The sequence below is a fragment of the Enterococcus dongliensis genome (assembly GCF_031927985.1).
GTDB classification, from domain to species: domain Bacteria; phylum Bacillota; class Bacilli; order Lactobacillales; family Enterococcaceae; genus Enterococcus_A; species Enterococcus_A dongliensis.
The window spans coordinates 89,207-103,424 of sequence record NZ_JARPZC010000011.1; the positions used below are offsets into that span (position 1 = coordinate 89,207).

The 14,218-nt window shown below is 38.3% G+C and carries 15 protein-coding genes and 1 rRNA gene; 8 read left to right on the forward strand and 8 right to left on the reverse strand.

The genetic code is table 11. The annotated features are described in order from the left end of the window. The first annotated feature begins 26 nt into the window (after positions 1–26). A complete protein-coding gene (locus P7D84_RS09280; RefSeq protein WP_311800307.1) occupies positions 27–560 on the forward strand; it encodes a 3'-5' exonuclease in 534 nt (177 codons plus the stop codon). A 23-nt stretch (positions 561–583) separates the two neighbouring features. Here P7D84_RS09280 and P7D84_RS09285 read toward each other — a convergent pair whose 3' ends face one another. The 4 genes from P7D84_RS09285 to P7D84_RS09300 form a co-directional block, all read right to left on the reverse strand. Beyond that, complete coding sequence (locus P7D84_RS09285; RefSeq protein WP_311806197.1) at positions 584–1,105, reverse strand: GNAT family N-acetyltransferase; 522 nt, start codon at positions 1,103–1,105, stop codon at positions 584–586. Next, positions 1,102–1,569 carry a tRNA (adenosine(37)-N6)-threonylcarbamoyltransferase complex ATPase subunit type 1 TsaE gene (tsaE, locus tag P7D84_RS09290; protein WP_311806199.1) on the reverse strand — a complete coding sequence of 156 codons (468 nt, stop codon included), beginning with the start codon at positions 1,567–1,569 and terminating at the stop codon, positions 1,102–1,104. Before tsaE ends, P7D84_RS09285 begins: the two co-directional genes overlap by 4 nt. 197 nt (positions 1,570–1,766) lie before the next feature. Next, a complete protein-coding gene (pta, locus tag P7D84_RS09295) occupies positions 1,767–2,747 on the reverse strand; it encodes a phosphate acetyltransferase (protein WP_137603561.1) in 981 nt (326 codons plus the stop codon). 158 nt (positions 2,748–2,905) lie between these two features. Beyond that, complete coding sequence (locus tag P7D84_RS09300; RefSeq protein WP_311806201.1) at positions 2,906–3,586, reverse strand: uracil-DNA glycosylase; 681 nt, start codon at positions 3,584–3,586, stop codon at positions 2,906–2,908. A gap of 154 nt (positions 3,587–3,740) precedes the next feature. Here P7D84_RS09300 and P7D84_RS09305 point away from each other — a divergent pair, with 154 nt between their 5' ends. Both P7D84_RS09305 and P7D84_RS09310 read left to right on the forward strand, forming a co-directional pair. Then, on the forward strand, positions 3,741–4,604 hold the full coding sequence (locus tag P7D84_RS09305; RefSeq protein ID WP_137603563.1) for a Cof-type HAD-IIB family hydrolase: 864 nt from the start codon (positions 3,741–3,743) through the stop codon (positions 4,602–4,604). 24 nt (positions 4,605–4,628) lie between these two features. Continuing rightward, positions 4,629–5,150 carry an LURP-one-related/scramblase family protein gene (locus P7D84_RS09310; RefSeq protein ID WP_311806203.1) on the forward strand — a complete coding sequence of 174 codons (522 nt, stop codon included), beginning with the start codon at positions 4,629–4,631 and terminating at the stop codon, positions 5,148–5,150. A 52-nt stretch (positions 5,151–5,202) separates the two neighbouring features. Here the strand turns inward: P7D84_RS09310 and P7D84_RS09315 are convergent, their stop codons facing one another. After that, positions 5,203–5,781: a GNAT family N-acetyltransferase gene (locus P7D84_RS09315; protein WP_311806205.1), complete on the reverse strand. Its 579-nt coding sequence runs from the start codon at positions 5,779–5,781 to the stop codon at positions 5,203–5,205. A 193-nt stretch (positions 5,782–5,974) separates the two neighbouring features. Here P7D84_RS09315 and P7D84_RS09320 point away from each other — a divergent pair, with 193 nt between their 5' ends. Then, positions 5,975–7,042 (forward strand): hydrolase, encoded by a 1,068-nt coding sequence (locus tag P7D84_RS09320; RefSeq protein ID WP_311806207.1) that lies wholly within the window; start codon positions 5,975–5,977, stop codon positions 7,040–7,042. A gap of 39 nt (positions 7,043–7,081) precedes the next feature. After that, positions 7,082–7,525 (forward strand): GNAT family N-acetyltransferase, encoded by a 444-nt coding sequence (locus tag P7D84_RS09325; protein WP_311806209.1) that lies wholly within the window; start codon positions 7,082–7,084, stop codon positions 7,523–7,525. Positions 7,526–7,636: 111 nt separating this feature from the next. Here the strand turns inward: P7D84_RS09325 and P7D84_RS09330 are convergent, their stop codons facing one another. Continuing rightward, a complete protein-coding gene (locus P7D84_RS09330) occupies positions 7,637–10,054 on the reverse strand; it encodes a hydroxymethylglutaryl-CoA reductase, degradative (protein ID WP_311806211.1) in 2,418 nt (805 codons plus the stop codon). Positions 10,055–10,302: 248 nt separating this feature from the next. Here P7D84_RS09330 and P7D84_RS09335 point away from each other — a divergent pair, with 248 nt between their 5' ends. The 3 genes from P7D84_RS09335 to P7D84_RS09345 all read left to right on the forward strand — a co-directional run bounded on the left by P7D84_RS09335 (position 10,303) and on the right by P7D84_RS09345 (position 13,403). Then, on the forward strand, positions 10,303–11,454 hold the full coding sequence (locus tag P7D84_RS09335; RefSeq protein WP_311806213.1) for a hydroxymethylglutaryl-CoA synthase: 1,152 nt from the start codon (positions 10,303–10,305) through the stop codon (positions 11,452–11,454). A gap of 506 nt (positions 11,455–11,960) precedes the next feature. Beyond that, the gene (nrdI, locus tag P7D84_RS09340; RefSeq protein ID WP_311806215.1) at positions 11,961–12,410 is read left to right on the forward strand and encodes a class Ib ribonucleoside-diphosphate reductase assembly flavoprotein NrdI; all 450 of its coding nucleotides are present in this window, start codon (positions 11,961–11,963) and stop codon (positions 12,408–12,410) included. Between the two features lie 87 nt (positions 12,411–12,497). Next, complete coding sequence (locus tag P7D84_RS09345) at positions 12,498–13,403, forward strand: lactate/malate family dehydrogenase (protein ID WP_311806216.1); 906 nt, start codon at positions 12,498–12,500, stop codon at positions 13,401–13,403. A 135-nt stretch (positions 13,404–13,538) separates the two neighbouring features. Here P7D84_RS09345 and P7D84_RS09350 read toward each other — a convergent pair whose 3' ends face one another. Continuing rightward, on the reverse strand, positions 13,539–14,078 hold the full coding sequence (locus tag P7D84_RS09350) for a histidine phosphatase family protein (RefSeq protein ID WP_311806217.1): 540 nt from the start codon (positions 14,076–14,078) through the stop codon (positions 13,539–13,541). 63 nt (positions 14,079–14,141) lie between these two features. After that, positions 14,142–14,218: ribosomal RNA gene (gene rrf / locus P7D84_RS13890) — 5S ribosomal RNA — on the reverse strand; the annotation flags it as partial.

A 14,218-nucleotide genomic window follows, 5' to 3' on the forward strand; every position in this document is an offset into this window, starting at 1 on the left:
TAAAACAAGACGAAGAGGTGAACCTATTGAATTTTATCGCAATGGACTTTGAAACAGCAAACTATCAAGCCCACAGTGCCTGTTCATTGGCACTTGTAATGGTAAAAAATAGTCAAATTGTTGGCGAGTATTATTCGATGATCAAACCAGAAACTGACTTTTTTTGGAAAAATATCCAGATTCATGGTATTCATCCAGAAGATGTCGCAAATGCCCCAAAATTTCCTGAAGTATGGCAAGAAATCCAACATTATTATCAAAATAATCGTTTAATTGTCGCTCATAATGCTGGGTTTGATACGAAGGTCTTAGCTGGCTGTCTAGACTATTATCAACTCGATCAACCTTCATATCTTTCTCTTTGCACAGTCCGAACAAGTCGGCGGTTGTTTCCTGAGATGCCAAATCATCGCTTGAATACTGTCTGTAATAAGCTAAACATCCCATTAGAGCATCACCATGACGCTTTAGAAGATAGTCGTGCCTGTGCAAAGATTTTACTTTATCAAGAAGATCACTTTGGGGTCGATCCGTTGAAGAAATTAGTTTTACCCATGTAAGCGAAGCCTTTAGCTTCGCTTTTTTAATTGATCAATCTGCTCATTAATAAGACATCAAGAAAGTCGCCATGCAATGTTTTTGCTCCACGTGCCATCGTCGCTTCTGTTATAAAACCAAATTTTTCATACAAATATCGTGCGCGCTCATTTCTTTTTTGAACCGTTAATTCTAAACGACGTAAAGAAGATTCCTTTTCACTCCAGTCGATGACTTCTGCTAGCAAGGTACTTCCCAGACCGATTCCCCAAAATTCTTTCAACACACTTACGCCAATTTCACCAATATGTGCCACGGCAGATTCCCTTGCCGCTTTGACAGAAGCCATCCCGATTATTTTTTCATCCGCAAAAGCCAATAAAAGCAGATTATTTTCACTTTCATATAAATCTGCTAATTGCAGCGCCAACAACTCTGTGTTTAACCCTAAACCTGCTTCATCCATAATCAAAAAATCTGTTTCTTGGGCAATTTTGTGACTGACTTGTAATAATTCTGCGGCATCGTCAGGAATGGCTTCTCTTGACGTAATCTCAATGTCGCTCATTTTGTTTCCCACGCGTTTAAGATACATGCCTGAAATTTTTCCGCTTTATCTCCATGGATGAGCCACTCGACTTGACGCAGCTGTTCCTCTTGCTCATCTTTTGCTAGAATCAGTTCCAAATAATCTTCTGGCAAGTATTCTCCTAATTGTTTGCCCCATTCGATTACTGAAAGGCCTTCCCCTTCAAAATAATCATCTAGCCCTAAATCATCTGCCCCAGACTCAATTCGATAGACATCCATATGATAAAGCGGCAAACGCCCTTGTTGGTACTCACGAATAATCGTATAGGTCGGACTTTTTATCATTTGATCAATTCCTAAACCTAGAGCGATTCCTTTAGTTAATGTTGTTTTTCCTGCCCCAAGGTCACCGGTCAACACTAAATTATCACCTGGTTCTGCTACTGAACCAATAATTTTTCCTAATTTTTCTGTTGCATTTGTATTTAATAAAGTTAACACTATTTCCCCTCTTTTCTTTTACCAATTCAGTATACCGATTTAAAACAAGAGAGCAAAGTAAAAAATTCCCTGATTCTGTGATGATCGAACAAACAACAGCTGATTCTGTATCAAAAATAAGTTTTTGACAGTAAAAAAGCAAGAATTCGAGGGTAGTCGAATTCTTGCTTTTTATAGTTACTGACCAAAAAGATTGATTAGTTCATCAATGATTGGGCTGCTGTGATGATTGAAAGTTTATAGACATCTTCTTCATTAGAACCACGAGAAAGATCAGAGATTGGTTTATTCAATCCTTGTAAGATCGGTCCAATTGCTTCGAATCCACCGAAACGTTGTGCAATCTTATAACCGATATTTCCTGATTGTAATTCAGGGAAAACAAATACAGTTGCTTGACCTGCTACTTTTGATTCAGGAGCTTTCAGCTGTGCCACACCTGGGATATAGGCAGCATCAAATTGTAATTCTCCATCAATCAAGTAATCTGGTGCTAATTCTTGTGCAAGTTTTGTTGCTTCTGCAACTTTTTCAACTTCTGGTGCTTTTGCAGAACCTTTAGTTGAGAAGCTCATCATTGCAACTTTTGGTTCGATATCGAACAATTCTGCAGTCTTAGCTGATTCTACAGCGATTTCTGCTAATTCTTGTGCACTTGGGTTCACGTTGATGGCACAATCAGAGAACAAATATTTTTCTTGATCACGACCACGAACCATCAAGAACGCTCCACTTGTACGACTAACGCCTGGTTTTGTTTTAATGATTTGTAAAGCTGGACGAACAGTGTCCCCAGTTGAATGAATTGCTCCAGAAACCATCCCTTCAGTAATGCCCATATAAGTTAACATTGTACCAAAATAGTTTTCATCTTTAAGCATTTTTTCAGCGTCTTCTTTGCTGACTTTTCCTTTACGACGTTCAACAAAAGCTTCTACCATTTCATCCCAACGATCAAAGTTGTCAGGATCGATGATTGTGAAGTTCTCTAAAGCGATTCCACGAATGCTTGCAGCTTTTTCGATTTCTGCTAAATTACCAATTAAGACAGGTTCAATCAATTCTTCTGCCTTTAAACGAGATGCCGCACCTAAAATACGTGCGTCAGTTGCTTCAGGAAATGCCACTTTAATGTTGCGACGAATAATTTTAAATTTCAAACTGTCAAATAGATCCACGATAAAACCCTCCAGATATTTATTTCTTATTAATCATACAACACTTCATCCAAAAAGAAAAGAACAGAATAAAATACCTGTACTACTAATTAGAATCTAGTAAATATGAATTAAGCACATTTTCACAAACTGTCTCTATAACAGAAACCGTTGTCATATCACACTGTTTCAGGTAATTGCCAATCAATCGGCGTCTCTCCCCAATTCGTTAAAAATTGATTTGTTCTTGAAAATGGCTTTGATCCAAAGAACCCGCGATGAGCCGATAGCGGGGAAGGATGAACAGATTTGATAGTGGCATGTTTACTAGTGTCGATCATTTTGCTTTTTTCTTGAGCCGGTTTCCCCCATAAGATAAAAACGATTGGCTTTTCTCTTTCATTTAATCGCTCAATGATTGCATCTGTTAATTGTTCCCAGCCCTTTCCTCGATGAGAATATGCTTGCCCTTCTCGAACGGTTAAAACAGTATTCAACAATAACACGCCTTGTTTTGCCCAGCTTACTAGATTGCCGTGTTGTACGGGAGGGATTCCTAAATCATTTTGCATTTCTTGATAAATATTACGTAATGACGGAGGGATTTTCACTCCTGGTTGTACAGAAAAAGACAACCCATGGGCTTGATTGATTCCATGATACGGATCTTGTCCTAAAATAACGACTTTGACTTTGTCAAAAGAAGTTAACTCCAACGCTTCAAAAATATGGTACATATCCGGATGAATCGTTTGCGTCCGGTATTCTTCTTTTAAAAATTCTCGTAAATTCAAATAATATGGCGCTTGAAACTGATCTGCCAAAACTTTCTGCCAATCATTATGGATGATTTCTTTCATGCAATCCACTCCCAATTTTTATTAATTATGGCTGATTCTTAGTCAGAATATGCTTGCACGACTAATTCTTTTTTAAGAATCTGCTCGATAAGCTTTCCTACTCTAGGATTATGGTACACTATCGGTGTACGATAGGAAAGCTAGGTGAATAATTTTGATAAAACTCATTGCCTCTGATATGGACGGTACACTGTTGAACAATCAAATGCAAGTCCCAACAGCCAATATCAAAGCCATTCAGAAAGCTCAAGCACAAGGAATCGAATTCATTGCAGCAACTGGACGTGGAATGAGTCATGCAAAAATTTCGTTGGACGAATCAAATATACGTGTACCAATGATCTTATTAAATGGTGCCCACGTTGTAAACGCTGACCGGGAGACCATCTTTACCATCCCAATCGGAAAACAAAAAACATTGGACGTGATGGATACTATTGAAAAGGCTGGACTTTACTATGAAGTTTTTACTGCTGAACATGTTTATTCAGCAAATCAACCAATGCGGATTGACTTTTTCGCTGAACATATCTTAAGTAAAGTTCCAGAAATGTCAAAAAAAATGGCAATCGCTGCCTCTTCACAACACTTGTCTTTGACGCCTATTACTTTTGTTGAAGACATCCGACAAACATTAGCTACTAATAACGAAGAAGTTTTAAAAATCATCACGTTTGACAAAAAAGGACCGGAACAACTGAAAGGAATTACTGGTGAATTAGAAAAAATAGGCGATCTTGCTATTGCGGCTTCTGAATTGACCAATATTGAAATCAATCATGTCAACGCACAAAAAGGGATTGCTTTAAAGCAATTTGCTGAAGAACGTGGGTTTACAGCTAGTCAAGTTATGGCACTTGGCGATAATTTTAACGACGTTAGCATGTTGACGTATGCAGGTAAAAGTTTTGCAATGGGCAATGCTGCAGAAGCCATCAAAAAAATCGCTAATAACATCACTGATACCAATGAAGAAAACGGCGTAGCAACGGCAATCGATCGAATCCTTTCTGAATAATCAAAATCAAAAGGTGTGACTAGCATGACCGAGTTTTTTATTCAAGAAAAACAATTAAGCTCCACGACACGAACGATCGTCAAAGACAACAACGGTGTGCCTTTATATTTGATGGTAGGACACTGGGGACGTAAAGGAAACGTCCTCTCCCTCTATGCAATGGATGGTCAAATCGTCGCTTACATCAAACAAGCCAGTGTTATTTTTGGGCGTAAGTTTGAAATCTACTATAAACATACAAAAGTAGGTGTGCTGCATAAGATTTTCCATTGGCCAGGCGACTTTTATTATATCCAGCAGCTCCACTGGGCCGTTTATGGCGATATTTACAATCACAAATATAAGATCAACCACTTTAACCAATCAATTATGACAATGGACAAGGCGACTTTACTGACTGGTGACTATTATGTCTTGGATGTCACTGATCCAGCTGATGCCCCTGTTTGTATTTGTGTTGCGGCAATCATGGATTACTGGTTGTATAATCGTAACAAACATGCCAATCCAGAAACAAATCTAAAAGTAACTTTTTCTCAAAATTAAAAGAACTATGCCGCTGTTGGCACAGTTCTTTTTTGTTGATCAGTTTTGATTGCTAATTGTTGATAGGTTTGACTTTTCGCTGCATATGATCATACATATGTCCGCTAATCATTATTTCTCCTGCATCAGCAAAACCTTCCCGTAAGTATAAGCGTTTGGCATTGGGATTTGCTTTATCGACATTTAAGCCGATTACTCGCTCTCCTTCATGCATCGCTAACCGATCAACTGCTGTCAATAATTTAGCGCCGATTCCCTGACCCCGAAATTTTTCATCAACTGCAATCGAATCTAAATACCACTCGTTAGGAAAAGCTTCCGTATCACTGAACATTTGGGTATCTTCTTTTATTCCTTGAGAATGGAGATATTTTTTTAACGGTCGATCAATAATCGCTTCTTTGTCTGCAGGATAGCCAAATACTGCACCAGCGATAGTTCCATCAATTTCCTCCACCAAGCCGCGAGCATAGCCGAAGCGATAGGTTGGATCTTCAAAACAAGTCGCAATGGCATCCAAAGTTTTTTCTTCCCCAAACTCAGCTAAAAAGTCCAGCTCCATATCTTTTAAAATAACCAATATCAGTTTAGCGACATCTGCGCCATCTTCTTTTTTAGCAAATCGAATCATTTTAAAACCTCTCTTTTAATAACGTTTAATTCTACTATTTTAGTGTAACATGCAAGCTGGGTTTATGAAAGCGGAGATATTTTGTATTCACTAAAAAGTCTGATATGATACTGAAGAAATGATTTTTGGTTAAAAACAGCCAATTTATCTTTGACGATTTACGATACAGATTCAAACAATCAGGAGGACTATCATGAAAAAGATCATAAAAATTTTTTTAGGGATAATTAGCGTACTTATCATTGTTTTTGGAGGTTATTTAATCAATTTATTTGCCAGTTATGACCGCTTGCCAGATGGCATCGCCTTAGATCCTAAAAATACCCAAAAGCAGTCGTTAAAAATAAACAAGAAGTATCGAGCTATGAGTCATAATATTGGCTACGGTGCTTATCCGCCAAGTTATAGCTTCTTTATGGATGGCGGAGACTATTCACGTGCCTATGATAAAAAAACGGTCAAAGAAAACATGACAGGGATCGTCCAAACAACTAAAGACTTAGCACCGACCTTTGCATTTTATCAAGAAGTCGATCAAAACGGTGATCGTTCTCAACACGTGGACGAAGTTGCCTTTTTGAAAGAGCATTTAGCTGCCTACAATAGTCTTTATGGACAAAACTACGATTCCGCTTACCTGTTCTACCCATTTACCGATCCAATCGGTCAGGCAAAATCAGGCTTGGTCACACTGAGTCAAGCTGAGATTACCAGCAGTAAACGCTATTCATTGCCGATTGAAACAAATTTCAATAAATTTTTTGATTTGGATCGTGCCTTTACAGTCAGTCGAGTCCCCGTTCAAAACGGCCATGAATTCATCGCGATTAATACCCATCTATCTGCTTTTACGAAAGATCGCTCGATTCAAGCAGCCCAATTAAATAAAATCTTTTCGGTGATGGAAAATGAATACAAAAAAGGCAACTATGTAATGGTCGCTGGCGATTACAATCACGATGTATTGGGAAACAGCCCTGATGTCTTCAATACGAGTAAGAAAAGAGAAACATGGACACATCCTTTTCCAAAAGATCAATTACCATCTGGGTTTCATCTTCCGACAGGAAACTTAGCTGCAGAACGTCGCCCTTCTGCTCGAGCCTTGGATAAACCATACAAGAAAGGAGAATCTTATACCACATTAATAGATGGCTTCTTAGTCTCAGATAATATCACGGTAAATGATGTCCATGTTAAAGACATGCAATTCAAATATTCGGATCACAATCCTGTATATTTAGATTTCAGTCTAAAATAAGGGTTCTTTTTCTACCAGATACTTTTAAGGAGGAGCACAATGAGGTTTGAAGAAATCACTACAGATAAAAAGAGAGTTATTGATTTGCTTCTTTTAGCAGATGAGCAAGAAGACATGATTGACCGTTACCTTGACGAAGGTCGACTGTTTGTCTTATATGATCCCGCTATCGTTTGTGCAGCAGTCGTCATAAGCCTCAATGACAAAGAATGTGAGTTAAAAAATATCGCGACCCTTCCAAGTGCCCAAAGACAAGGATATGGCAAAGCGATGATCCAATTTCTACTGACTAAATTCACTCGTTATCAAACAATGTACGTAGGAACCGGTGATGTCCCGGAAACTTTGGCATTTTACCAAGAATGCGGTTTTCACCGCTCCCATCGGATAAAAAATTTTTTCACAGATTATTATCGTGAACCAATCATCGATCATGGAATTCAGTTGACCGATATGATCTATTTGCGTATCGACCAGTCATAAGCAGAAAAACGTACTGCGAATCTAAAAGCCAATGCCTTTAGATTCGTAGTACGTTTTATTTATTAGCGAGTATTTCCTTGTTATAAGTGGCCCATAGTTTACAAAATACTATCAGCCTAACCGAATGTTTTTAATGATTTCTTCTGCTGTTGCTAGATTCATCCATTGAGCATTTCTTAAGCGTTTAGCCACTTGTGGGATTTCGCTAATAGTGGCTCCGGCGGTGATTGCCAGTGAACGGCTTTGCATCGCCATATGCCCTTTTTGAATTCCTTCTGTCACTAATGCTTTTACTGCTGCTAAATTTTGCGCTAAACCAACAGCTACGATGATTTCTCCTAATTCTGCTGCACTTGAGACTTCTAATAATTTCAAGCTCAGTTGTGCCTTAGGTAAAACCTTAGTTGCTCCGCCGACAATACCGACTTTTAGCGGTAACACCAATGTTCCAATTAGCTGATCGTTTTGGATAGACCAATCTGTTAATCCCTCATAGCGTCCATTTCTTGCAGCATACGCGTGACAAGCTGCTGCTACTGCCCGCGTGTCATTACCTGTTGCTAATACGACCGCATCGATTCCGTTCATGATTCCTTTATTGTTCGTTGCTGCCCGATAAGGGTCCAACTTGCTATAATCACTAGCGGCCACAATTTTTTCAGCAATCGCTGGTGTAAGTTGTTCTACAGGAATCTCACAACGAGCTTCAATCAACGCATGAGTAGCATAATTACTCAAAATACTAAACAAAATATCTACATCCAAAATCAATTCTCTTAATTCTTGGGCCACAGCCTCTAACATTGTATTCAATATATTGGCCCCCATCGCATCCTTTGTATCGACCACTAGATCGATTGAAAGATATCCTGCTTCAAAGGTCCGAATATTGATTGCTCGTAATCCTCCGCCACGTTGGTAAATAGAAGGATAACTTTCTTGAGCCGCAGAAAAAAGTAATGATTCATTTTCACTGAGTATTTTTTTAATTTTTTCAACTTCTGTGACATTTTGCAAAACGATTTGTCCAATCATTTCCTGGCTGAGCACATGTGTAGTGAGCCCGCCAGCTTTAGCAATGATTTTTCCGGCATTGCTCGCAGCAGCAATTACCGATGGTTCTTCTGTCACCATTGGTATTAGTTTTTCTTTCCCATTAATGACAAAGTTTTGGGCAACACCTAAAGGAATCGAGTATTCACTAATTTGATTTTCGATTAAATTAGTAGCGACTTCTTCTGGCAATACCATTTGATTGGCTAATTGGGCCGCCTCTTTAGCAGTTATTTTCTCTTCTTTGACTAACTTTACCAGTCGTTCCGTTTGGCTCATTTGATAAAACTTTTTTTGGGCAGTTTCCTGGTCTTCTGCTTTAGTAATCATCAACGCCAAGCCTAGTCCTCCACCGATACAAAGACTGGCGATCCCACGTTGTTTCTCTTCTTGAATCAATTCAGAAACCAAAGTCGTAACGATTCTGGTCCCACTAGCTCCGATTGGATGCCCCAAAGCAATCGCACCGCCATAAATATTTATTTTTTGGTCAGGCACCTTCAATTCCTTTTGAACAGCAACTGAAGCCGAAGCAAAGGCCTCATTGATTTGAAAAATATCTACCTCATCGATTCTGCGATTCACTTTTTTTAGTAATTTGTTGATAGCTGAAACAGGCGCCATCCCCATGATACTTGGATCGATTCCAACTTCGCTATACCCGTTAATGACTGCCAAATAAGCTAAACCATGTTCAATCGCATAAGATTTTGCAGCTAAAATAATTGCTGATGCTCCATCATTTAATGTTGAAGCATTTGCTGCTGTAACGACACCGTCTGCTTTAAAAGCTGGTTTCAAAGAACTGATCTTTTCTAATGTTGAATCATAACGAATTCCTTCATCTTCACCCATCGTACGACCATCTGGAAGGGCAACAGGAACAATCTCTGAGTCAAACTTACCAGCTGTACTGGCGTTGGCTGCTTTCATTTGCGACTCATAGGCATATTGATCCTGAGCCTTGCGAGTAATGTGATATTCTTGGGCCACTTTTTCTGCTGTCAACCCCATATGTTCCCCACTAAAGGCATCCGTCAAGCCATCATAAATCATACTTGATTTTGGCTCTTGCCATTCTTGAGTGTCATAATCAAAACTTGTTACTTTTGGTGCTTGCGACATATTTTCTGTTCCACCAGCAAGTACAACTTGCGCTTCGCCTAATAAAATTTGTTGCATTCCAAAAATAATTGCTTTCATACCAGAACCACAGACCTCATTGATCGTAGTAGCTGGTGTATTATGAGGAATCCCCGCTCTTACCGCTGCTTGTCGAGCCACATTTTGGCCATTTCCTGCTTGTAAAACATTTCCTATAAATACTTGTTCAACTTGATCTGGCACAAGTTCTGCACGTTTGATCGCTGCTGTGCTCGCAATCGCAGCAAGCTCGACGGCTGAAATGGGTGCTAATTTCCCCTTATATCTGCCAATTGGTGTTCGTACAGCACTTAAAATCACTACTTCTTCCAAGGATGCACCTCCAATAATTTCATTAAAAATCAGACGTAAGTATAGCATAGATAGTTTTATAATTTCTTAAGATTCAAACCCGACTAATTCCTACTTTTCTATGATATATTTACTTCTGGAAGAACGAACTATCTAATAAGTAATCAAAACGACGAATGAATCGGTGGATCATATACGATGAAAGGATAGCTCAAAAACTCTTGCTTTTTATAAAAATGAACGCCATCATTGGAACTAGGAGGAACACTATGACGATAGGGATTGATAAAATCAGTTTCCATGTGCCGAATTATTATCTTGAGATGACTGATTTGGCCCATGCCCGTGAAACAGATCCCGATAAATTTCACATTGGTCTTGGGCAAGATCAAATGGCACTTATTCCTAAAACACAAGACATCGTTACTTTAGGAGCCAGTGCCGCGGCAAAAATTCTCACAGCAGAGGATAAAGCAACGATCGACATGGTGATTGTCGGAACAGAATCTAGTACGGATTTTTCAAAATCAGCCGCTGTAATCATCCATAATCTATTAGGCATTCAGCCATTTGCTCGTTCTTTTGAAATCAAACATGCCTGTTACGGTGGGACGGCTGCTTTACAACAAGCCCATGACTATGTTGCTCTACATCCAGATCGAAAAGTTTTAGTAATCGCTGCTGATATTGCTAAATACGGCTTATATTCTGGCGGGGAACCCACACAAGGCTGTGGAGCTGTTGCTATGCTCATTACAAAAGACCCGCATATATTGGCCTTTAACAATGACAGTGTCTTTTACTCTGAAGATGTCTACGATTTTTGGCGACCGGCTGGCCATGATTACCCGCTAGTTGATGGTCATTTATCAAACCAGATTTATATTGATTCATTCACGAAGATTTGGAAACAAAATAAAAAAGTCAATCAAACAGATAGCACGGACTATGCAGCTTTGACTTTTCATTTACCTTATACAAAAATGGGCCGTAAAGCGTTACGGGCTATTTTTCCAGAAATGACTGAAACGGAACAACACCGCCTTGAAGCCCGCTATGACGAGGCAATCATTTATAGTCGCCAAGTCGGAAATCTTTACACAGGTTCATTATATCTCGGTTTAGCTTCTTTATTAGACAATAGTGATCTAACTGCTGGTCAACGTATCGGTTTATTCAGCTATGGTTCTGGTGCAGTCAGTGAATTTTTCTCCATGACACTGATGGCTGAATATCAAAAATATCTATTAGCTGAAGACCATCGCTTCTTGCTTGCTAATCGCAAACGATTGTCCATGGATCAATACGAGAAGATGTTTACTGAAAAATTGCCAACTGATGGACAGACATATACTTTTACTGATTCGACAGCTTTTGCTATCCAACAAATCAGTAATGATATTCGCTATTACAATAAATAAACAAAAAAATTTCCATTCTTAGTAGAGAAACAGCCGCAGCATAAAATGCTGCGGCTGTTTTTAGGCAAAAAAAAAAATAATCCAGCGGTCTAATGGCTAAGTGTTTTTGCTTCATTCCAGATTTCTGGAATATTCACACCTTTTTTCTAGGTCTTAAACGTTTTTGTGGTTGAATTGCGTTCAAGCCTCACCATTAAGTGGAGAAATGGTTCTACTGTCTACATTTCTCTTCCCCGCTAGATTAGAGTAACTTTGTAAGGAAAATTCAAATCCCTACTTCCTTCCTGCCATTTCGGCATTCATTTTGAAATGAACAGTCATTCGTCCATTTCGGTTGTATTATTTAACAACCATAGGGACCTATCCCTTACATTTATAGTTATATCATACTTTATAATTTTTTGCAACCGTTTACATTTAATTTAAGAATCTTTTTAATGTTATAATTTTAAAGATAGTCATTATCACTTTCTACAGAACTTATTAGCGAGCTTGGAGGTACAGCTATGAATATTTTATATATCTCGATTTCAGGGAATACACGAGCTTTTGTCAAACGATTAATAACTTATGCCGAAGAACAGCATCAACTCTCTGCAGAAAATCCTTTGATCAAAGCAAAAGAAATTTCAGAAAACACACCTTTTACTGTCGAATCAACTCCTTTTTTCACCTTTGTTCCTACCTATTTAGAAGGCGGCAACGGTGTAGATAACGGAGACAAAGAAATATTGACTGAAGTCATGCGAGAATATTTAGAGTACGAAAATAATTATGAAAAATGTTTAGGTGTTGTAGGCAGCGGCAACAAAAATTTCAATTACCAATACTGTTTAACCGCCAAACAATACAGCCAAGCATTTGGCTGTCCTTTTTTAGCCGATTATGAATTAAGGGGAACCTCAGCAGATCTACAACGGGTCTACCAAATATTAAAAAATAATTTCTTAAGCTAACCGATCATTCATTATTCTATTGACTTTTTCTCATGTTAGGCGCATTCTTTTTAGATAGATACTTCAGATAAGAAAGGCGTGTAGTAATTGAAAAAGGTTGCAATTATTGGTGTTGGACATGTTGGTAGTACAACTGCCTATACTTTGATCTCAAAAAATATCGTTGATGAATTGGTCCTCTTTGACCCTAAAAAAAACATTATCGAAGCTGAATTAAATGATCTGATGGACGGTCAGATGGAACAAGAACATCAAGTTCGATTGATTGCTCCAGATTTAGCAGAATTAGCAGATACTGATGTAATTATTTTTTCTGCTGGTGACATCACTATTTTTGAAGGCAATTCTGATCGTTTCGCTGAATTAAATTTAACTAAGAAAATTGTAGAAGAATGGGCTCCAAAAATTAAAGCTTCTGGATTCAAGGGTATTTTATTGAATATCACCAATCCTTGCGATGTAATCACTCAATATTTGCAGGAATTGACCGGATTGCCTCAAGAACGCGTGCTTGGTACGGGAACTTCGCTGGATACTGGCCGAATGAAACATGCGGTTAGTCAAGACTTGAATATCCATCCTTCGACTATTGATGGCTTTGTCGTTGGAGAACATGGTGAAAGTCAATTCGTTGCGTGGTCCAGTTTAAAAATCAATGATGTCCCAATTACTGATCTATTGGACTCTGAAAAGTTGACAACTTTGGAACAAACTGCTCGTAATGGCGGTTGGATTACTTTTAGAGGAAAAGGATATACTTCTTATGGTATCGCTATTCAAGCAGCACGGATCGTTGAAGCCTTTTTGACAAATCACTCATTGATTGTACCTGTCAGTCACTATCACTCCGCTGAAAACTGTTATGTTGGTTCACCTGCCACCATTTCAAAACAAGGGTTAATTAAAAGTTTTCCTCTACATTTTTCTGAAACCGAACAAATAAAATGGCAACAAACAATCAAGAAAATTTATTCCATGAATAGTACAATCTAAAAAAAACTACGACATAAATTAAAACCAAAAAATATCCAAATTATTGATGTAACGCTACTAAATCGTAGGAGTAATACATCAATAATTCGGATATTTTTATTCTATAATCTACCATTTTTAAACTTTTTATCATTGCTAGTCTGTTCTTTTATCGAATCGAATCAACTTTGCATTAGGCGTACGATAGTTAAAAACCGCTTGATTTTCTAATGGTTCAAAATAATTCTTGATTGCTCGAGTTACCGAGTTATGACAAACTAATAAAAATACATTCTCTGTATCTTGTTCCAATTCTTTTAGCAATGGGACAACGCGAGCATAGACATCCATCAAAGATTCCCCATTAGGATAGCGCATTGCAAATTGAATCCGTCTGTTTAAATAATCCACTTGCTTTTCACTAGTCCCATCGTAATCCCCATAGTCTAATTCAATCAGACGTTCATCCCTTTTCATTGGCAACTGGTTTCTTTCACTAACAAGACGAGCAGTTTCTTTTGCCCGTTCTAATGGAGAGTGGATAATTTTTGTAATTGGAACTGTAAGTTCAGCCACTTCTTCTGCTAATAAAATAGCTTGTTGATAACCTTTTTCTGATAAAGCAATATCACTTCTTCCTGAAACAATTCCTTCTTTATTCCATTCAGTTTCCCCATGTCTTGCTACATAAAGCAAATGAAACAATCCTCTCTATCTTAAAAATAAAAAAAACTATCCACTAGAGTGAATAGCCAAAATGCGTGGCGACGTCCTAATCTCACAAGGGGCAACCCCTCACTACAATCGGCGCTAAGAAGCTTAACTTCTGTGTTCGA

Coding starts and splice junctions, on each gene's coding strand:
- P7D84_RS09285 (WP_311806197.1), bottom strand. CDS start 1,105: ATGAGCGACATTGAGATTACGTCAAGAGAAGCCATTCCTGACGATGCC.
- P7D84_RS09300 (WP_311806201.1), bottom strand. CDS start 3,586: ATGAAAGAAATCATCCATAATGATTGGCAGAAAGTTTTGGCAGATCAG.
- P7D84_RS09310 (WP_311806203.1), top strand. CDS start 4,629: ATGACCGAGTTTTTTATTCAAGAAAAACAATTAAGCTCCACGACACGA.
- P7D84_RS09315 (WP_311806205.1), bottom strand. CDS start 5,781: ATGATTCGATTTGCTAAAAAAGAAGATGGCGCAGATGTCGCTAAACTG.
- P7D84_RS09320 (WP_311806207.1), top strand. CDS start 5,975: ATGAAAAAGATCATAAAAATTTTTTTAGGGATAATTAGCGTACTTATC.
- P7D84_RS09325 (WP_311806209.1), top strand. CDS start 7,082: ATGAGGTTTGAAGAAATCACTACAGATAAAAAGAGAGTTATTGATTTG.
- P7D84_RS09335 (WP_311806213.1), top strand. CDS start 10,303: ATGACGATAGGGATTGATAAAATCAGTTTCCATGTGCCGAATTATTAT.
- nrdI (WP_311806215.1), top strand. CDS start 11,961: ATGAATATTTTATATATCTCGATTTCAGGGAATACACGAGCTTTTGTC.